The 20,097-nt window shown below is 57.6% G+C and carries 12 protein-coding genes and 1 riboswitch; of the genes, 2 read left to right on the forward strand and 10 right to left on the reverse strand.

Annotated elements, in window-relative coordinates:
* Nucleotides 1-514: 514 nt before the first annotated feature.
* From H4N61_RS05700 to H4N61_RS05710, 3 genes are all read right to left on the reverse strand, one after another.
* The gene (locus tag H4N61_RS05700) at nt 515-7,705 is read right to left on the reverse strand and encodes a DUF5801 repeats-in-toxin domain-containing protein (protein WP_182395355.1); all 7,191 of its coding nucleotides are present in this window, start codon (nt 7,703-7,705) and stop codon (nt 515-517) included.
* A 382-nt stretch (nt 7,706-8,087) separates the two neighbouring features.
* Entirely contained in the window at nt 8,088-10,001 is a 1,914-nt protein-coding gene (locus tag H4N61_RS05705) for a TonB-dependent receptor (RefSeq protein ID WP_182395357.1), read from the reverse strand.
* Between the two features lie 36 nt (nt 10,002-10,037).
* Nucleotides 10,038-10,227, reverse strand: a riboswitch (cobalamin riboswitch).
* A gap of 137 nt (nt 10,228-10,364) precedes the next feature.
* A complete protein-coding gene (locus H4N61_RS05710) occupies nt 10,365-10,580 on the reverse strand; it encodes a cold-shock protein (protein WP_169196044.1) in 216 nt (71 codons plus the stop codon).
* Between the two features lie 412 nt (nt 10,581-10,992).
* Here H4N61_RS05710 and H4N61_RS05715 point away from each other — a divergent pair, with 412 nt between their 5' ends.
* The gene (locus H4N61_RS05715) at nt 10,993-12,219 is read left to right on the forward strand and encodes a Zn-dependent hydrolase (RefSeq protein WP_169196045.1); all 1,227 of its coding nucleotides are present in this window, start codon (nt 10,993-10,995) and stop codon (nt 12,217-12,219) included.
* A 60-nt stretch (nt 12,220-12,279) separates the two neighbouring features.
* On the opposite strand, the gene H4N61_RS05720 is transcribed toward H4N61_RS05715, so the two are convergent.
* Nucleotides 12,280-12,672 carry a RidA family protein gene (locus H4N61_RS05720; protein ID WP_169196046.1) on the reverse strand — a complete coding sequence of 131 codons (393 nt, stop codon included), beginning with the start codon at nt 12,670-12,672 and terminating at the stop codon, nt 12,280-12,282.
* 135 nt (nt 12,673-12,807) lie between these two features.
* On the opposite strand from H4N61_RS05720, the gene H4N61_RS05725 reads away from it, so the two are divergent.
* Complete coding sequence (locus H4N61_RS05725; RefSeq protein ID WP_182395359.1) at nt 12,808-13,404, forward strand: TetR/AcrR family transcriptional regulator; 597 nt, start codon at nt 12,808-12,810, stop codon at nt 13,402-13,404.
* Between the two features lie 71 nt (nt 13,405-13,475).
* Here the strand turns inward: H4N61_RS05725 and H4N61_RS05730 are convergent, their stop codons facing one another.
* The 6 genes from H4N61_RS05730 to H4N61_RS05755 are packed head-to-tail and all read right to left on the reverse strand — an operon-like array spanning nt 13,476 to nt 19,955.
* The gene (locus H4N61_RS05730) at nt 13,476-14,387 is read right to left on the reverse strand and encodes a carbohydrate kinase family protein (protein ID WP_182395361.1); all 912 of its coding nucleotides are present in this window, start codon (nt 14,385-14,387) and stop codon (nt 13,476-13,478) included.
* Between the two features lie 2 nt (nt 14,388-14,389).
* Nucleotides 14,390-15,391 carry an ABC transporter permease gene (locus H4N61_RS05735; RefSeq protein ID WP_169196049.1) on the reverse strand — a complete coding sequence of 334 codons (1,002 nt, stop codon included), beginning with the start codon at nt 15,389-15,391 and terminating at the stop codon, nt 14,390-14,392.
* Nucleotides 15,388-16,506, reverse strand: a complete 1,119-nt coding sequence (locus H4N61_RS05740) for an ABC transporter permease (protein ID WP_169196050.1) — start codon at nt 16,504-16,506, stop codon at nt 15,388-15,390. Before H4N61_RS05740 ends, H4N61_RS05735 begins: the two co-directional genes overlap by 4 nt.
* On the reverse strand, nt 16,503-18,110 hold the full coding sequence (locus H4N61_RS05745; RefSeq protein WP_169196051.1) for an ABC transporter ATP-binding protein: 1,608 nt from the start codon (nt 18,108-18,110) through the stop codon (nt 16,503-16,505). The genes H4N61_RS05740 and H4N61_RS05745 overlap by 4 nt, the downstream gene beginning before the upstream one ends.
* Nucleotides 18,111-18,136: 26 nt before the next feature.
* Entirely contained in the window at nt 18,137-19,192 is a 1,056-nt protein-coding gene (locus H4N61_RS05750; protein ID WP_169196052.1) for a BMP family ABC transporter substrate-binding protein, read from the reverse strand.
* Nucleotides 19,193-19,205: 13 nt separating this feature from the next.
* On the reverse strand, nt 19,206-19,955 hold the full coding sequence (locus H4N61_RS05755) for a GntR family transcriptional regulator (protein WP_169196053.1): 750 nt from the start codon (nt 19,953-19,955) through the stop codon (nt 19,206-19,208).
* Between the last annotated feature and the right edge of the window lie 142 nt (nt 19,956-20,097).

Below are 20,097 nucleotides of genomic sequence, written 5' to 3' on the forward strand. Positions count from 1 at the left end.
CCAAAGTGCATAGCGGCTAACCGAAAGTTGCGCCGTAGACCGATCTCTACCCGTTAGGCAAAGAAACAACGTTCTCCATGTCCGTAGGATGTGGAGGTGCAGTGGTGCAGCACTTTTCGTGATGTATTACTGGCGCGACAAAATGTTCAGTTCGGCGTCACTCCGATCCGTGCAGAAAGACTAGGCGTACGCGTGGCGAGGTGTTTTGTCGCTGTGTACTTGTATGCCATTACGTCGCACTTATAACTTAAGTCAATGATCGACTTTAGCTTTGCCTATAAGCGTCGTGGCCACAATTTGCGCATTCAGATGCCGTGAAAATGCCGCAACCATGCGGGTGTGGTCATTTGATGCAGGGTCAAATAGAGATATTAGGCAAAAAGTTTTCCACAGTAGTCTATTCAATTTGCGACGTTTTTCTGTCGCAGGGTGGAACCAAGCTCAGCCGATAGCGACCGCCACGGCGAAAAAAAAACGGCCCACCGAAGTGGGCCGCGTTGATCATGAGTTTTGCTTAGATCGTCTGGTTGTGAAGGTTGACGTCATACTCCTGACCGTCAATCACCACTGTCACGGTTGGACCAGTATCTATGAGCTTGTCCAAATCGGCACTGTTGACCTCAATGATCGTGCCATTGTTATCAGCGCTGCTTGAGGCTTCAGTCTGGCCAGTGGCTCGATCGAGGAGCTCTGTGATGTCGAGAGTGTCCTCTGCCATGTATTCGTCGAGGCTCGCGGACGCATCCATATCTGAGCGTGCTTCGGCGGCTTTCTCACCATCGGTCCACGCCTGTGTCGCGGCTAGGCTGGAAGCGAGATCATCTTCAGCCGGGGTGTAGTCATCCGCGTCGCCATCGCCAAACTCGGTATCGAGTTCCACTTCGACATAGGTGCCTGTGGTGCCGTCGTCGCGCGTGAACGTTCCTGTGCCAACGACGGTTTGGCCATCGATCTCTTGGCCCGTCGAGCTTGTCGACGCATCGATACTGGTGATGCCGTGCTCAACCAGCGTCTTCAACTCGCCGGCGTCCGTAAACCCGTCGCCATTATCGTCTTGCCAGATGCGTAGCTTGGAGAAGGCCTCATCTTCAGGCGAAATTATGCCATCGCCATTGCTATCGAGGGAGGCGAGAGCGTCTGCCCCGCTGACGAAACTTCCGCCTTGGAACCAAGGTGTGAACAGCTCTGTACCATCGTCGGCAATACCGTTTTCGTTGCCGTCATAAACCAGAATGCCATCACTGGTGTTGTTCCAGGCCAGTTTGTCTTTGGCCCCGTCACCATTGAGGTCGAAGACGACACCATGGGAAAGGCTGCTAAAGCCAACACCATTGCCATCGAGATCGAGAATAATGGGGTCGTTTGCATCGGAGTAGACGACGAAGTCTGATGCTTTGAGGGCGGATACTTCGGCAGCCGAAATAACGTTTTCGAGCGTCGCAATCAGCGTACGGGTTGAGGAGACGCTCCAGTTTGTTGCGAACCAAATCTCGCCGTGCTGCGAGTCGCTATTGTAGACAATGACATAGCTGTTGTTTGCGCTCGCTACGTTGCCGGTTTTGATCGTGGCCTCAAACTGGGCGGTCGATATGACGATGACCCTTTGATCGTCGGAGTTGTCGATATTGCCCATCGACGATCTGGCGACGAAGTCATTGCTGTTAAGCACTGCCCCTGCAGATGTGCCCGTCGTGTTGGCAAAGTTGACACTGCCACTTGCACTAGTGCCTGTATCCAAGAAGCCAATCTTGTCGCTTTGGAAACGATTAAAATCTCGCAGGACATCAGTGCCTGAATTGGACGACAGCCGGAACTGATCGGCTCCCGTGCCGCCGGTGACGATATCGTTACCGGCTCCACCAGCAAGGATGTCATTGCCCGATCCGCCAATGATCACATCATTGCCAGAGCCGCCAAGGATCTTGTCGTTGCCACTGGAGCCGGTGATGCGGAGGCTTTCAGTTTGGTTGGTTAGATCCGCGATTGTGCGGTTGCCTGATGTCGGCGCGGCGAGTTCGACCCGTTCAAAGTTGACAAGTTGTGCATTGCTGGCGGTCCGGAATGTGCCCGACACGCGCAATGTGTCGATGCCTGAACCACCATCGATGAGGGTGTCGTTACTATCGGCAATTATGATGTCGTTGCCGTCGCCAGCATTGATCGTGTCGCTACCAGCTTTGCCATCGATGATGTCATTGCCGACGGTACCGGTGAGCGTTTCAGGCCCTGCCGTGCCGTTGATCGTTTGACCGGCAGTGATGATCTGACCGTTGCTATCAACCTTAGAGATGTCGAGCGTGAATGTGGCTTCATCGGTGTCCCCGTCACCATCGGTGATGCGATAGGTAAAGACCTCCTTGGCTCCTGTCGGAACTTCGCTCGCATCCTTGGTGAGGGTGTATTTGTATTCACCCGCACGATTGACGGTCAGCGTGCCGTATAGACCTTGCACCTGATAGACGCCATTCTCGAGCGTTGTATCAGCCGCGCCGGTGCCGATGAGGGCAACGACTGCCAGGCCACCATCCGCGCCCGCAGTGTCCGCATTGCTGAGCAAATTGCCATTCGCCGTAATGTTGGTGGTGTCAGATGAGACCAAACGTACGGCCAGCTGATAGGTATTGCTCTGTCCTTCATAGGTCCGGACAGTGTTGACGATCTGATTATTCTCATCAACGAAACCGGTGACGTCCAAGGTGTACTTCTGGCCGGCAATGGTAATGGTCGTGGTTGACGTCGCAATCGAGATGATGTCTCGGCTGGCCTCTGGGTCGGTAGAGTTTGGCGTCTCGTTGTGGGTAAACGTTATCACCACAGGGCCGACGTTTACTGTCTGCCCATTGATGATGACTTGGAAATTCACTGTCAGCTGAGCCTGAGTGATGGCTGTACCAGACGTGACAGGCAAGTTCCTGTGCGTGAACTCGCCCAGATAGAAAGTCTGGTTTGTGAGCAGATTTTGGAGGTCTGCCGCTGGGGCATCAACAAAACCATAGCCCGAGCGACCACTGCTGTCGCCCCAGGTGACGTGGTCACTGAGCCCGTCTCCATCCTGGTCCGTATAAACGAGATTTTGACCGCCGCCAGTGATTTTCCATGCGGCATTAATCGCGCCCACGCCAAGCTTGTCATAGACGATCTCAAGAGTGCCGGTGTCGTCTTTGGCGGTTGGACCGTCATCCTTGAAGGCAAAAGTGCCCTTGCTCAGATCGAGGCTGTGGGACGCGGTATCACCATCGGCGTCGGTGACGGTGGCAACGAGCTTGAGGGCATTGGCCACAGCGTTGAGGGTCTGCGTGTCATCTGGATTGGTTTTGTCGCCGTGCCAGATGGCCTTGATCTGATCGAGCTTGAGTGTGCCATCGGCATTGAGCGTGATGGTGAAGTAGTTTTGTCCACCAGCTGAGCCGGTGATGACATTGCCCGTTTGATTGAGAACGATCTGCTCTCCCTGAGCGCCATTGGTGCCATGGGCGTAGAGGCCACTGGCGACATTGGAGCCGGTGAGGCTGAGGGCATAGGTGGTGGAGCCAGCGCCGTCAGCGCCATAGGAGATGGCACTGCTAAACAGATTGGTCAGATTAGCCGAAGCGTCGGTTGTGAGGGTGGTTTCATCGACGATGAGTTGGGTTGGTTTCCCGACCTTGTCGCCGTCGATCTTTGGACCATCATCCTTAAAGGCAAAAGTGCCCTTGCTCAGATCGAGGCTGTGGGACGCGGTATCACCATCGGCGTCGGTGACGGTGGCAACGAGCTTGAGGGCATTGGCCACAGCGTTGAGGGTCTGCGTGTCATCTGGATTGGTTTTGTCGCCGTGCCAGATGGCCTTGATCTGATCGAGCTTGAGTGTGCCATCGGCATTGAGCGTGATGGTGAAGTAGTTTTGTCCACCAGCTGAGCCGGTGATGACATTGCCCGTCTGATTGAGAACGATCTGGGTCCCCTGAGCGCCATTGGTGCCATGGGCGTAGAGGCCACTGGCGACATTGGAGCCGGTGAGGCTGAGGGCATAGCTGGTGGAGCCAGCGCCGTCAGCGCCATAGGAGATGGCACTGCTAAACAGATTGGTCAGATTGGCCGAAGCGTCGGTTGTGAGGGTGGTTTCATCGACGATGAGTTGGGTTGGTTTCCCGACCTTGTCGCCGTCGATCTTTGGACCATCATCCTTAAAGGCAAAAGTGCCCTTGCTCAGATCGAGGCTGTGGGACGCGGTATCACCATCGGCGTCGGTGACGGTGGCAACGAGCTTGAGGGCATTGGCCACAGCGTTGAGGGTCTGCGTGTCATCTGGATTGGTTTTGTCGCCGTGCCAGATGGCCTTGATCTGATCGAGCTTGAGTGTGCCATCGGCATTGAGCGTGATGGTGAAGTAGTTTTGTCCACCAGCTGAGCCGGTGATGACATTGCCCGTTTGATTGAGAACGATCTGCTCTCCCTGAGCGCCATTGGTGCCATGGGCGTAGAGGCCACTGGCGACATTGGAGCCGGTGAGGCTGAGGGCATAGGTGGTGGAGCCAGCGCCGTCAGCGCCATAGGAGATGGCACTGCTAAACAGATTGGTCAGATTGGCCGAAGCGTCGGTTGTGAGGGTGGTTTCATCGACGATGAGTTGGGTTGGTTTCCCGACCTTGTCGCCGTCGATCTTTGGACCATCATCCTTAAAGGCAAAAGTGCCCTTGCTCAGATCGAGGCTGTGGGACGCGGTATCACCATCGGCGTCGGTGACGGTGGCAACGAGCTTGAGGGCATTGGCCACAGCGTTGAGGGTCTGCGTGTCATCTGGATTGGTTTTGTCGCCGTGCCAGATGGCCTTGATCTGATCGAGCTTGAGTGTGCCATCGGCATTGAGCGTGATGGTGAAGTAGTTTTGTCCACCAGCTGAGCCGGTGATGACATTGCCCGTTTGATTGAGAACGATCTGCTCTCCCTGAGCGCCATTGGTGCCATGGGCGTAGAGGCCACTGGCGACATTGGAGCCGGTGAGGCTGAGGGCATAGGTGGTGGAGCCAGCGCCGTCAGCGCCATAGGAGATGGCACTGCTAAACAGATTGGTCAGATTAGCCGAAGCGTCGGTTGTGAGGGTGGTTTCATCGACGATGAGTTGGGTTGGTTTCCCGACCTTGTCGCCGTCGATCTTTGGACCATCATCCTTGAAGGCTAAAGTGCCCTTGCTCAGATCGAGGCTGTGGGACGCGGTATCACCATCGGCGTCGGTGACGGTGGCAACGAGCTTGAGGGCATTGGCCACAGCGTTGAGGGTCTGCGTGTCATCTGGATTGGTTTTGTCGCCGTGCCAGATGGCCTTGATCTGATCGAGCTTGAGTGTGCCATCGGCATTGAGCGTGATGGTGAAGTAGTTTTGTCCACCAGCTGAGCCGGTGATGACATTGCCCGTCTGATTGAGAACGATCTGGGTCCCCTGAGCGCCATTGGTGCCATGGGCGTAGAGGCCACTGGCGACATTGGAGCCGGTGAGGCTGAGGGCATAGCTGGTGGAGCCAGCGCCGTCAGCGCCATAGGAGATGGCACTGCTAAACAGATTGGTCAGATTGGCCGAAGCGTCGGTTGTGAGGGTGGTTTCATCGACGATGAGTTGGGTTGGTTTCCCGACCTTGTCGCCGTCGATCTTTGGACCATCATCCTTAAAGGCAAAAGTGCCCTTGCTCAGATCGAGGCTGTGGGACGCGGTATCACCATCGGCGTCGGTGACGGTGGCAACGAGCTTGAGGGCATTGGCCACAGCGTTGAGGGTCTGCGTGTCATCTGGATTGGTTTTGTCGCCGTGCCAGATGGCCTTGATCTGATCGAGCTTGAGTGTGCCATCGGCATTGAGCGTGATGGTGAAGTAGTTTTGTCCACCAGCTGAGCCGGTGATGACATTGCCCGTCTGATTGAGAACGATCTGGGTCCCCTGAGCGCCATTGGTGCCATGGGCGTAGAGGCCACTGGCGACATTGGAGCCGGTGAGGCTGAGGGCATAGCTGGTGGAGCCAGCGCCGTCAGCGCCATAGGAGATGGCACTGCTAAACAGATTGGTCAGATTGGCCGAAGCGTCGGTTGTGAGGGTGGTTTCATCGACGATGAGTTGGGTTGGTTTCCCGACCTTGTCGCCGTCGATCTTTGGACCATCATCCTTGAAGGCAAAAGTGTTCTGGCTCAGATCGAGGCTGTGGGAGGCTTTGTCGCCGTCTCGGTCTGTGGCCGTTGCGATGATGGTTATCGCTTCTGGCGCGGCAGACAGAGTCTGGGTGTCATCGGGATTGGTTGTGTCGGCGTGCCAAAGGGCGTTTTTTTGGACGAGGGTGACCGCACCCGTGTCCGGGTTGATCGTGATTTCGAAATAGGTGACGTCGCCCACCTTGCCGAAGATGATATTGCCGCTCTGGCTCAGGAGAATTTCGGCACCTTTGCCGTTATCCGCGCTAGCGTCGAGGGCATAGAGGCCGGAGCCGACGCTGGGGCCCGAGAGCTTTAGTGCGTAGTTTAGGGAGGCTTTGCCATCAGCGCCGAACTCTACGGCGTCTTCGAAGGCGCTGGCAAAGTTGGCTGTGTGCTCGGTGTTGAGATGGGTTTCGTCGGCAGCCAGCGGCCTGACCGCGAGTAGGCGCTCAGCGTCAAAACTTGGCATGTCGTCGGCAATTTCAAAGGTCAGCGTGCTGCTGGCCTGATCGCCCGAACCATCGGTGACGCGGAATGCAATATTGGCCAGGATGTCGAGATCCTCGCCCTGGGTGGCGTGCTGGATTGGGCCGAGCAATTGCGCTTCGAGCGTATAGGTGACCGCGCCGTTTTCGCCGCGCGTGGCTCCACTGAGGGAGATGGTGAGCAGGGGCTCGCCAGTCGAGGAGCGTCCGACGATGGCGCCGCCTTCCACTGCGAAGGTCAGAGGCAGGCCATCAAGACCTTGCAGCTGACCGTTGAGGTTTGCAGAGCCAAGGAGTTCAAAGGAGCCCATCAGGTCGGTAGGGGCGTCGTTGCCATACTGAACAAGGATGTTGATCTGTTGGGAGGACGCTCCGGAGGATGCGGTTTCGCCGGCGCGGAGGGGTGAACTGTCGGCAGCTGCCTGCGGCAGACCATCTTCATCGAGCATGCCGACGCGGCCGCCAACACCATAGACAATGCTTTCAATGGTTGGCTTGTCATTGTCGGGCGCGATGCCGCGACGCAGCACGCTAGGATAGAGTTCACGCAGTTCGGGGAGGGTGAATGCCAGCGCGGTCGGCGGCAGAAGATCACCGAGTGGGAAGGCATCGCCAATGCCACCGACTGGAACCTCAAAATTACCGCCGGAGCTTTGCGCGGTTATGCGACCCGGGCCAGCTGCGATGTCGATGTCATTGGCTGCGAAGAGCAGCGCAACGGTCTGCGATGGAATTTCGACGGTGCCCAAGATGATCCGGATGCCATCAACGGCACCGTTCTCCACGACCAAAATCGTGCCGTCGGGTTGAACAAACTCGAGGTTGGCGCCGTTTACGCGGACTTGGTCAAGATTAGCGTCTGCCGGGAGTCGAACCGTCTCAGCGTTGTCGAGTTCGAATACGACCTGTTTGCCCTCAGTAGCTGGACTGAAGTCCTCCGTAATTGGAGTGTCAGTTGCTGCTTCCGCGACCACTTTTACATCATTGAGGTCGAGGCGTGTCGCGCCGTTGCTCACGTGCTCAAGAGAAGGGGTGTGATCGTTTGTAAAGCGCGCGGCCATAATAGTCTCCGGCAGAAAAATTGCGTCCTGCCGAAGTAACTACGTAAAAATACTGATGTGACAATTCCGTGAGGAGCTTGCCTTTATACTCCCGTATGTACGGGGTGTTCACGTTTTTCGATAAAGATTTAGAGGAGCATAACTCCGTATAATTCAGGATAAGTATCCTAGAGATTCTGGGAGTTGCTGGTGCCAATTTTCGTGATGATTATGGAGATTTACGGATGTTACCTTGAAATGTTGAAGATTCTAGTAACGTCGCAATCGCCGAAATGGCGATATTATACGGTTATTATTTCGCAGTAAGAGGCGTTTGCTGGTACGTTACACGTTTCGAGATGATGCTCGGTAACACGCATCGCTTGTCACCGAGCTTGATTGATTAGAAGCTGGCCTTAGCGCCGACGTAGTAGGTGCGGCCGGGAGAGTTGAACCCGTAAACGGTTTGATTGGCCGTGTTGAGAATGTTCGTCACGCGGCCATAGACTTCGACGTTCTCATTGACCTTGTAGTTGAGGCCTGCGCTGAGGTCCGTGAAGGCGGGGATTGTGGCGAGTCCGCCGTTTGACCAATCGCTGTCTTTGGCTTCGCCGACAAAGCTTGCACTGGTGTGCAAAGTTAGGGGGATGTCTTCGAGCGTGTATCGCAGGTTGACGACGCCGACGTGGGCCGGACGACGAACTTCGATTTCACCATCAGCTGTTCGGGCGTGCGTATAGGTGTAGCTGGCGGAGGCGACAAAGCCATTGAGGAAATCGAGCGTGCCGGTCAGTTCCAGCCCTTGGCGTGTGCTGATACCGGGAAGATTTATGACGGTCGATGTCCCGGAGGAGCTGGCCGTTTTGATCAGATCTTCTAGTCTTTGATTGAAGTAGGTCGCATCGACAATCAGTTGGCCACCGAAGAGCGACTGCTCAACGCCAATGTCCCACGCAAAGCTCTGCTCTGGACGCAGATTTGGGTTCGGTGTGAACGTGCTGCTGCCGCCGTAGAACTGCTCGTAGAATGAGGGGTTAGAAGAGCCCGTGCCAAGGGAGGCGTGAAGACGCGTTCCAGCCTCGGGGATTTGCCAGGCAGAGCTAAGGCTGTAGCTGGTAAAATCCTCAAATCGATCATTGAGGTCGTGGCGCAGGGCAGCGGTAAGATAGAACTGGTTCGCGAAACGTCCGCGATACTCCCCGGTGAAAGCATGGCTCGAGCGCGTGAACATGTCGGCGTCGTAGGAAGACTTGTAGGTCTCTTGGGTCAGGTCGTAGCCGCCAGTGATGGTGTGTTCGGCATTGAGAAGGTCCGGCGTATAGAAGCGATGGCCGAGCTGATAGCTGCCCTTGTAACGGCGCGTTGTCGCGTCGGAGTCGCCCCATGCGCCGCCCTGAAACAGCTGGTCAACCTGATTTGCGCTGAAGCGCGCGGTTTGGAACCAGCTCGCGTCCTCATTCGTCCAGCGGCCGCCGAGCGAGCCGAGAAGCTCGCTCGTTCTGGTTGTGTCACCGCTGTCGTTCAATACGCCAAAGCTAACCTCATTGTCGCCTTCGGCGAGGGTGTTGGCATAGCGAAGATTGCCGTCGAGGGTGACGGACGGAGAAATGTCAGCGCGGAATTTGAAATTGGCATCAAAATGCTGCGCACCGTCTTTTTCATCGCCAATGCTGGAGATGTTAAAGCCGTCGGTCTGGCGGCTGGTAACACTGCCGGACCACGTGAAATTGTCCTGACCATATTGTAGCAGGGCCGAGCCCATCTTGGTGCCGTCACTGCCAAATTCGGTGCCGAGCGTGGTGCGTAACCCGCTGCGAATGCCGGGTTTGGTGACGATATTGATGACGCCCGAAATGGCATTGCTGCCCCAAAATGCGCCCTGCGGGCCGCGCAGAACTTCAATGCGCTCGACCTCGGCGATTTGCAGGCGGCCAAAGTCGAAGTCGCCATCGGATGCCGAATTGGCAACGACGCCGTCGATCATGACGAGGGTGTGGTTGGCTTCGCCGCCGCGAATGCGGACTTGAGACAAGGAGCCAACCGAGCCGCTGCTCGATACGGCCAGACCGGGCACTTGGCGCAGTACGTCGGCGATATAGGGGGCCTTGCTGATTTCAAGCTGCTTGGCGTCGATGACGGTGAGGGAGCGGCCCATCTGTTCGCGCTGCATGGGCGAGCGGTCGGCCTGAATAATGATGGTGCCGAGCACGGCATGCTGAGCAAGCGCGGGGGTGGCGCTGACAATGCAAGCGCTGGCGACAGTGGCCAGCAGTGCTCGTGACAGTGGGGAGATTGGAAACTGACGAAGCGTCGCCATGGCAAGTCCTCTTGCCGATCCGCCCGATCAGCACCCAGTGGATATCAGTTCCATGGCAGGTCTCCTGGCTTGCGGGTCAACCGAGCGCTCGCCTTCCCAGCTTTCGCCAGTGGCATGAGTAGCGCACGTCGCCGCTTACAGTTGCGGGGGCAGCTCCGGACTAAGGTCACGCCTTTACCGGATTCCCTATTATCCCCTCGCGGGGACCGTGGACCGCCTATCAATGCGTTTCCGGGGGAGGGGTGTCAATGTGGGCGAGGAGGAAGTTGCTGCGGCGATCCGCGCGGGCCTTGCAAAGCACTCTGCAGGCGTAAAAAAAAGGCCGCCAAAGGCGACCTTTCGTATTCTGATCGTAGCGTCGAATTACGACTGCAGCGACAGGTTGATTGCCGATTCACGACCGTCACGGCCGGTTTCGACTTCGTAGGTGACCTTGTCGTTTTCGTACAGGCCATCAACGCCCGAGCGCTGAACAGCAGAAATGTGTACGAAGTGGTCCTTGCCGCCGTTGTCGGGGGTGATGAAACCAAAACCCTTAGTGGCGTTGAAGAACTTGACGGTACCGGTGATGGAAGCCATTTTTATTTCCTTAAAGCTCGGAGCCGAAGCTAAACGAGCAATACTCCAAAGCGACATGCCTGGGAGCCTAACACGTTTGCAAGGTGCATCAGAAAGCCAAGGACCGGTAGAACCGGCAGAAAGGCAGCCGACTTAGGCTGAAAACGTATGAGCACTTTATGCCTGAATTTCATGGTCACAACAAGGCGAAACAGAAGAAATTCTCACTGACGCTACTAACGCCCTGTATGAATTCGCTTTTCCCGAGGCTTAAAGCGCCTGTTCTCGGCCTGAATGCGATCTTGAGCCGCTGATGTATCTAGCGAAATTTCCCCAGCGGAATAGCGCTGTCGATTGGTGAAATGGCCGGGAAAGCGGGACGCTGTGCTAGAGTTAGCGCTTATTGATCCCCGTTTTGAGTGACAAAGCCCAAATGAATTCTTCCCGTGTGGACACGCGAATCCTGATGTCGCGCCTAACCCGTTTGGGTGAGGTTGGGCGCGACGAGCGTGGTGTTCTGGCGCGTTTGGCGTGCTCTGACGCGGATCGGCAAGGGCGCGATCTGCTTTTGAAGTGGGCGCGCGAGTCGGGTTTTGAGACGCGTTGCGACGCGATCGGCAATCTTTTCATTGTCTACAATCCGAGTGGGTCGGACGAATCGCCGATTTTGATCGGGTCGCATATCGACAGCGTGATCAACGCGGGCATGTACGACGGTTGCTACGGCGTTTTGGCCGGGCTGGGCGTGTTGGAAACAATCAAAGCCGAGGGGGTGGCGATCAATCGGCCGCTCGCGCTGGTTGCTTTTACCAATGAAGAGGGTGTGCGGTTTACGCCTTCGCTGTTTGGTGCACGGGTTTTTACCGGCGTTTTGTCGCTCGAGGCCGCCTACGCAACGGCGGATCGGGATGGCGTTACTGTTGGAGAAGAGCTCCTGCGCATCGGCTATGTCGGCACGGATAGTTTCCCAACGCCTGCTGCCTATGTGGAACTGCACATAGAGCAAGGGCCGGTGTTGGAGGCTGATAAGCGCGACATTGGCGTTGTGACCGGTGTGAACGGGGCCTTTTCGATCCGCGTAAGTTTTGATGGTGTTGCCAATCATGCCGGGACAACGCCTATGCGGTTGCGGCGCGATGCGGGGCAGGGCGCAGCGCGGTTTATGCGCTTTGTTGATGAACTGGCGCGGGCACATACGCCCGAATTGGTGGCGACGGTGGGGACATTCTCACTTGAGCCGGGCGCCATTAATGTCATTCCCTCGCGCGCTGTTATGACTGTAGATTGCCGGAGCTCGAAGTCGGAGCTTTTGCGCATGGCGCGTGAGGCGATGGCAGCTGAGTTGGCGGCGATCTCTGAAGAGACTGCGCTGGGCACACACATGGCGGTGTTGGGAACCAGCGAGCCGGTTGATTTTGCACCAGATCTTATCGATTGCGTGGAAGAGACTGCCGTGGATCTTGGTTATTCCCATCTGCGTCTGCCCTCCGGAGCGGGGCATGATGCGCAGATGATGGCGGCGGTTTGTCCCGCCACCATGATCTTTGTGCCGAGCCTTGGCGGCATCAGCCACAATCCCCTTGAGCATTCTTCTGAAGAAGAATTGGCTAAGGGGGCCGCGGTATTGCTCGGGGTCGTTGAGGAATTGGTGACGCGTTAAGGCGTCGCCACTCCTTAGTACGGTCGTAGCATTGGGGCGGTGCCTGTAGGTCGTTCAGGGTTAGGACGGAATGCGGGCGATGACTTTGATTTCGAAGTCAAAACCAGAGAGCCAGTTCACGCCGACCGCTGTCCAATTTGGATAGGGCGCTTCTGGGAAAAATTCCGCGCGGACGGCCATGATATCACCGACCTGATTTTCTGGGTCGGTGTGGAATGTCGTTACGTCGATGATGTCTTCCAGACCCGCTCCAGCTGCGGCGAGAACCGCCTGAAGATTTTGGTAAGCACGTCGAACTTGATCAGCAAATACAGGCTCTGGCGTGCCATCTTCGCGACCGCCAACTTGGCCGGAGACAAAGAGTAAATCGCCCGAGCGCGTGGCAGCGGAGTAGCGGTGCGCCTCATAAAGGGCGTGACGGTTCGCCGGGAAAACCGGTGTGCTTGTGGGCATAAGAATTCTCGCATGTGTTGGTCGTCCGCTATGGGACGGCGCGCCTCGATGTGATATACGGCGCGTATGTGAATAGATACAGATACGCGCCGTATGTCAACTGGCATACGCAGTGTATGTGAGTTGGTATTTGAAATGGCCCGCAAAACCCGCGCTGAAATGATGGTAGAGACACGCGCCAAGTTGCTGGCGGCGGGGCGCAAGGCCTTTGCCGAGCACGGCTATGCTGACGCGTCGATGGATACGCTGACGGCTGATGTGGGGCTAACGCGGGGCGCGCTCTATCATAATTTTGGCGACAAACGCGGGTTGTTGGCTGCAGTCGTCAATGCAGTCGACACAGAAATGGCGGCGCGTGCCCACGATGCCGTTCGCGCGAGCAATCCTGCCAATCTTTGGGAGCAATTGGTTGCCGAAGGCATTGCCTATATGGAGCTGGCCACGGACCCGGAAATCCGCCGAATTGTGCTGCTCGATGGCCCGGCGGTTTTGGGCGACCCGTCACAGTGGGAAAGCCAGAGCGCTTGCCTCGTTGGTACGCGTTCGATCTTGGTGACGTTAATGGAAGAGGGCGTGGTCAAGCGGATGGATATTGAAGCGGCGGCGCGTTTGATGAACGGCGCAGCTCTCAATGCGGCGCTTTGGGTGGCGGCAAGTTCCGATCCCGATATGACCCTGCCGAAAGCGCGAGACGCCTTCCGGCATCTGATGAGTGGATTTTTAGCGCAGTGATATGTGCCGCCACCGAACCTGCGCCTGACTAAGGGGGAGGGATCGGGGCGGTGTTTGAGTAGCGCTGTAAACTAGGCCGAGAGCGTGGCTTGCACTTGCGCGATGTCCGGCAGGGCGGTGCGGGCGCCGACAGCAGAGACGCTGATCGCGGCGGCGGCACAGGCAAAGCGCAAGGTTTCAGCCAGAGATGCGCCGGCGAGATGAGCCGCGAGGAATGCGCCGTTGAAGCAATCGCCTGCGCCGGTGGCGTCAACCAAGCTGGTTGGGAAGCTGGACTGGGTGAGAGCTTGGTCGCGGGATACCGAAATTGCGCCTTCGGCGGCGCGGGTGACGGTGATCAGCTGCGGGCCGAAATCGAGGAGCTTTTCGACAGCGTCTGGCGTGAGGGGTTCGGCGGAGGTTGCCAGAAAACCGGGCTCATTCATGAAGACGATGTCGGACAGTTTTAGGAGCGCTTCGAGGCGTTCGCGATTGGGTGCAACAGCGGCTTCAATATCGATAGCGACAAGGCAGCCATCGGCGCGGGCGAGCCGAGAAATCGCGGTGAACTCTTCGATGTCATAGGGCATCGCATAGACAACGCGGGACTGCTGGACGGCTTTGGTGAGGCTGGCCTCATCGAAGGCAACGCCCGGCATGGGCGCGTAGACCAAAGCCTTTTCGCCTTCAGCGTTGACGATGATCATTGCGGAGGCGGTTGGGTCGTCCGAGACCGTCATATAGTCGTTGGAGATGCCGAGTTTGGCATTCTCTGCGAGCAGCATGGTGCCGTCAGCATCGGCGCCGACACGTCCGAACGCGGCAGTCTTGAGGCCGAGGCGGGCTGCGGCGCAAGCAACGTTTGCCGCTGTGCCGCCCCCAAATACGCCGAGCTTGCGACCCAAGAGCTTCTCGTCGGCCAGAGGGACCCGGTCGGCGAGATAGATATGGTCGGCGTTTGGATCGCCGTAAGCGAGCAGATCGATGGCGCGCGGGCTTGCCATGCTTAAGCGGCCTTCAACTGCGTTGCGGCTTGCTTGATCTTCCGGCGGGCGACGCGCTCCTGACGAATGTTGAACCCAACGAGGGCAATCAGGGTGAGGGTTGGCGGGATCATGAAGATGATCTGCGAGGGAACGTCAAACGCGCCGAGGCGTGCCGCAAAGACGGTCGATGCGCCAAAGACAAGCGCGGCAACCAGCGTGCCCCAAGGATTACGAGCGCCGAGGAACACTGCCGCAAGGGCAAGGAAACCGCGACCGCCGGTCATGTCTGCTTGGAACAGGTTGAGGTAGCCCATCGATAGGAAGACGCCACCAAGGGAAGCCAGAAGGCCGGAGAGCAGAAGAGCCGAATACTGGATTTTGCGGACCGAAATGCCCGAGGCGAGGGCGGCTTCGCGGTTTTCGCCGACAGCACGCAGGCGCAGTCCAAAGCGTGTGCGGTAGAGCAGGATGGCCAACAACGGCGCGGCGATCAGGGCGATGTAGACGATCATATTGTGGCCGTTGCCACCATCGCCGTTAAAGATCGGATCGAGCCAAGGCACGCCTTCAAGGAAAGGCATGGAGATATTAGGCAGCATAAAGGTCGTGAGCTGCGCTGTCGAACCCTTGTCACCCGTGAGGCTAAACAGCAGGAAGACGGTCAGGCCAGCGGCCAGAATGTTGACGCCGATGCCTGCAACGATGATGTCGGCGCCCAACTCAAGATGGAACACGGCCAAAAGGCCGGACACGAGAACGCCTGCGCCAACGCCACACACGAGGCCAAAGAGGGCGTAGAACCAGATCGGCGAGCCGGGGAACCAGATGGCGGCATAACCCGAAGCGATTGCGCCAAAGAAGGCCGCAATCAGCATAATGCCTTCAAGCGCGACATTGGTGGAGCCCGCCAGGTCGGAAATCAGGCCGCCCATGGCAGCCAAAATGATCGGGGCAGCTGCGCGCAGGACGGCGGCGAGCAAGGTGCCGAAGGTGACACCCCATGCGGCGAGTTCGAAAGTCATGCGCTGACCTCGGTGGTAGAAGACTTAGCCTTGCGCTGGAACAGCTTGGCGAAAAGGGCAGGGCCAAAGCGTTCAGCAACAACGAAGATGATGATGAAGGCCTGAATGATCATGACCATTTCACGGGTCACGTCAGTCGAGCGTTCCATGATCTGAGCGCCCACACGTAGATAGGCGTAGAGCAGCGCCACCAGCGGCACCGCCAAGGGATTATTGCGAGCCAGAAGCGCCACAACCATGCCCTCAAAACCAATGCCGGGGGCCAAATCCATCGGCAGGTTTTTAAGAAGGCCGTTGGCCGTGTGGAAACCCGCGAGACCTGCAAAAATGCCGCCGATGCCCATGGAGAGTGCAGTGGCCCAGCGCACCGGCACGCCAGCATATTTCGCAAAGCGCGGGTTTTCGCCGATCAGGTTGATCTCGAAGCCGGTTTTGGTCCGACGCATGATCAGCCAGACGATGATCGCGGCCGCGATAGCGAGGAAAATAACCGGGGTGACATTGGTGCGGTTGATCAGGATCGGCATCAGGGCTTCTTCCGGGAACGGCCCGGTTGTGATGAAGCCTGCTGTCGGATCGCGCAGCAGATAGGTGATGCAGAAGCGGTAGAATTGGAGCGCGATGACATTGAGCATCAGCGTCGCCACGATTTCATTGGTGCCGAAGCGAGCCTTCAGGGCCCCGGGGATCAGGCCCCAGATAAAGCCCGAAGTCATCGCGGCAAGGCAAGCGGCCGGCAGCACAACCCAGGACGGGCCTTGCAGCGTCATGCTGACAGCACCAGCGGCGAGAGCGCCGAAGAACAGCTGGCCGTCTGCGCCCATGGTGAACTGTTTGGCGCGGAAGGGGATCGCAACCGCTAGCCCCAGCAGGGTTAGCGTGGTGGCGTCTTCGAGCAGCGAACCGACGCGGGTGAGGCGCTTGATGGAAAGCTCGCCATCTTCAAACGAGATTTCGGGCCATGCGCCGGTGAGCAAGACCTTGAACGCGCCGACCGGGTCTTCGCTGGCGAAGGTGGTCATGATGAAACCGCAGAGCAAAGCTGCTGCGATAACGAAAACGAGGCGTCCGACGCGGGAGATCATGGAGCCTTTGGCAGAAGCTGGCGCGCTCATGAAGCTGTACTCTGAAGTTCGGTAGCAAAGGGGGCGCTGAGCTGGGCAGAGGCGTCTGGCTGACGCTTGAGGCCGGTCATGTAGAGCCCGATTTCGCGCTGATCGACGGTGTCGGCGCGGAAGTGAGCGGTGATCTCGCCCTTGAACAGGACCGCGATGCGATCCGAGAGGGCGAGCACTTCTTCAAGGTCGGCGGAGATCAGGAGCACTGCGCAACCACGGTCGCGCGCGGCAATGACTTCGTCGCGAAGGCCTTGGGCCGCGCCGATGTCGACGCCACGGGTGGGCTGGGCGGCGATGAAAAAGCGGGGCTGAGACGAGAGCTCGCGCGCCATGACCACTTTTTGCATATTGCCGCCGGACAGCGCAGCAACCGGGGTTTTGCCCGATGATGTTTTGACGCCGAACTTCTTGATCAGCTCAACGCCGCGCTGCTTGATATAGCTCGTGTTCAGCCAGCCAAACTTGGAGGTTGGGGCGTGATAATAAGACGTGGCGGCAAGGTTCTCGTCGATGGAGAGCGTTGCAGCGACGCCATCGCTGAGGCGATCTTCAGGGACCGCCGCCATGCCCATTTCGCGCGCCTTACGCACGCCCAGGCCGACAAAGCTGTCGCCACCGATTTCGGCAGTGCCGGAATGCGGATCGGCGAGACCAGAGAGAACGCGGGCCAAGAAGTCCTGACCATTGCCTTCAACGCCAGCGATGCCGAGGATTTCGCCCGGCGCGACGTCGAGGGTAACGTTGGAGAGTTCGATCGTGCCTTGATTGTTGATGTGACCGAGATTGCGGACCACCACGAGTGGGGTCTTGTCGCGGGCATCAACGCGCGGCACAGGGGGGATCGAGAGGGGGCGACCAACCATCATTTCAGCGATGGTTTTATGATCGATATCGACGGTGTCGGCTGCGCCAGTCACCTTGCCATCGCGCAGGACGGTAAGGCGATTGGAGATCGCTTTCACTTCCGCAAGCTTATGGGTGATGATGACTACTGTCACGCCGGACGCCACGAGGCGCTGGATCGCGGCAAACAGCTCATCGCATTCTTGCGGAGTTAGCACTGCTGTGGGTTCATCCATGAGGATGATGCGCGCGCCGCGGTAGAGCGTCTTTAAGATTTCAACGCGCTGCTGGGTCCCGATAGAACAATCGGCAACTTTGGCAGCGGGGTTCACGTCGAGACCATAGGTCGACGCGAGATCGGCGACCGCCTTTTCAGCGGCAGCGCGGTCCAGCAAGCCATTGGACTGGCGCGGCTCTTGGCCCAGCACGATGTTTTCGGCAATGGTCAGTGAAGGCACCAGATTAAGGTGCTGCGCCACCATGCCAACGCCAGAGGCAATCGCCTGACTGGGGTGGGTGAAGCGGGCAGGCTGACCATTGATCAAAATCTGACCGGAGGTTGGGGTTTCAAGGCCATAGATCATTTTCATGATCGTGGACTTGCCAGCGCCATTCTCGCCGCAGATCGCGTGGATTTCTCCAGCACGAATGGTCAGCGAGACGTGTTCATTGGCGAGCGTGCCATTGGGATAGCGCTTGGTGACGTCGCGCAACTCAATAGCAGGGGCGCCCTCGGAAATCGAAGGGGCGATGTGCATCTAAAAATCTCCGAGGGCAGATAGGCTTAGAGAGTTGTTGGGACGTCGATAGAGCCGTCGATGATCTTGGCTTCGATGGCCTTGATCTCTTCCATCACGTCAGCTGGAACGACAGCATCGGTGTACTTGTTGACGGCGATAGCGATCGCGCCTTCCTTCAGGCCAAGCGATTCAGCCGAGCCGAGCTTGAGCTCGCCCTTCTGGAGCTGCTCGAAAGCGTAGACGACAGAATTGTCGACCTGCTTGAGGACCGAGGTGAAGATGCGCTCTGCGGTTTCCGGACGGGATTCTTCGAACAGAAGAGCCTGATCAGAATCGACGCCGATGACATAGCGGCCAGCTTCAACAGCGGCTTCAATGGTGCCCTGACCCGAAGCGCCTGCGACCTGGAACACAATGCTTGCGCCCTGATCGTACATGGCCTTGCCGATTTCCTTGCCAACGGCAGGATCAGCGAAGGAGTTCGAGTACTGCTTGAGGACTTCGATTTCCGGGATGATCGACTTTGCGCCAGCTTCGTAGCCAACGAGGAAGTCATCGATAACCGGGATCGGCATTGCGCCGACAACACCGAGCTTGGAGCCTTCGGCAATGTCTTCAACGCCAGCCGTGGTGAGACGAGCCGACAGAGCGCCAGCAACGTATGCGCCTTCGTTCTGACGGAAGAGGATGGAATAGACGTTTTCACAGCCGCAAACGGCGTAGTCCACGGTGCCGTCAAAGACGACGAAGCGGATTTCTGGGAATTCTACCGCGATCTTTTCGATCAGCGGGACCATGGTGAAGGTGCCTGCAACGATGGTGTCGTAGTCGCCGCTTTCAGCGATATCGAACAGCGCTGCTTCCCAACGGGTTGGGTCGTAACCGCCTTCGACGGTCTTGGTTTCGATGCCCATTTCAGCATTGATGCGCTGAATGCCGCGTTCCGCGGAGTCGAAGAACGACTTGTCGCCGAGAGTGCCGTTGATGAAGTAAACGACACTTTCCGGGGCGCGCTGCAGATCTTCCGCCATCGCGCCACCCGCAGTCGCCAGCGTCAGTGCGCTAACAGCAAGACCTGCGGCCTTCAAAACCTTCAACATGAGCTCTCCTAAGCTACTTCGTGAGTTGGCTGAACTGGTTAATCCTGGTCGTGTAGCGATACGTCGATACGTAGCGCATCACGCAGTATTCGATGGGCTGGCGGCGATCGGACAAGGTGACCCGCTCACACAGCAGCAGGGGCGAGCCCTGCTCAACATTAAGATGGGACGCGTCTTCAGGCCCTGCGGCAATTGCGCCGAGGCTCTCAAGTGCTTCTGCCAGCGCGATATTAAATCGAGCGCGGAGCAGCTTATAAAGGGAACCAACCTCAGCAAGCTCGCTTAGCGTGAAAGAGCTGTTTTGGGGTAGGTTCAGATAGGCTTCCTGCAAACCAACGGGCCGGTCGTCGACCGTTCGAATGCGGACGACTTTGGTGATGAGGCGCTTGGGCTCAATCTCAAGCACACCAGCGATAGCAATGCTGGCCGGAAATTGTTCGACAGAAAGAACGGTTTGACCTGCGGTTTCGCCACGCTTGCTGGTGTCGACCGAGAAGCCATCGATGAACCGCGACATCTGCTGGACGGCCGGTGGGGATACAAAGGTCCCGCGCCCATGATCGCCGTAGACGACGCCGATCGTCTCAAGAAGTTTCAGTGATTTACGGACGGTGTCGCGACTGACTTGGTAGCGCAGGGCGAGATCGCGCTCGGCGGGCAGCGGCCCATCGGCGGCAAATTCACCTGTTTCGATCGCCCCGCGCAATTGTTCTGCGAGGCGGCGGTAGAGCGGTCCATCTGTGTTCAGTGCAGAAGAGGTCATGAGAGATCCCTGTCGGACGGGGCGTGCTAAGTGGCACGTACCAATAAGTCAACTTCACGGATTAGTGATTAAATATCAGGCAGGGCTGCGCAAAATTTGACTTCGGTGGTACGTACCAATAGAAGCCGGGGTGATATTTTAG

Source organism: Devosia sp. MC521 (assembly GCF_014127105.1).
Taxonomy (GTDB): Bacteria; Pseudomonadota; Alphaproteobacteria; order Rhizobiales; family Devosiaceae; genus Devosia.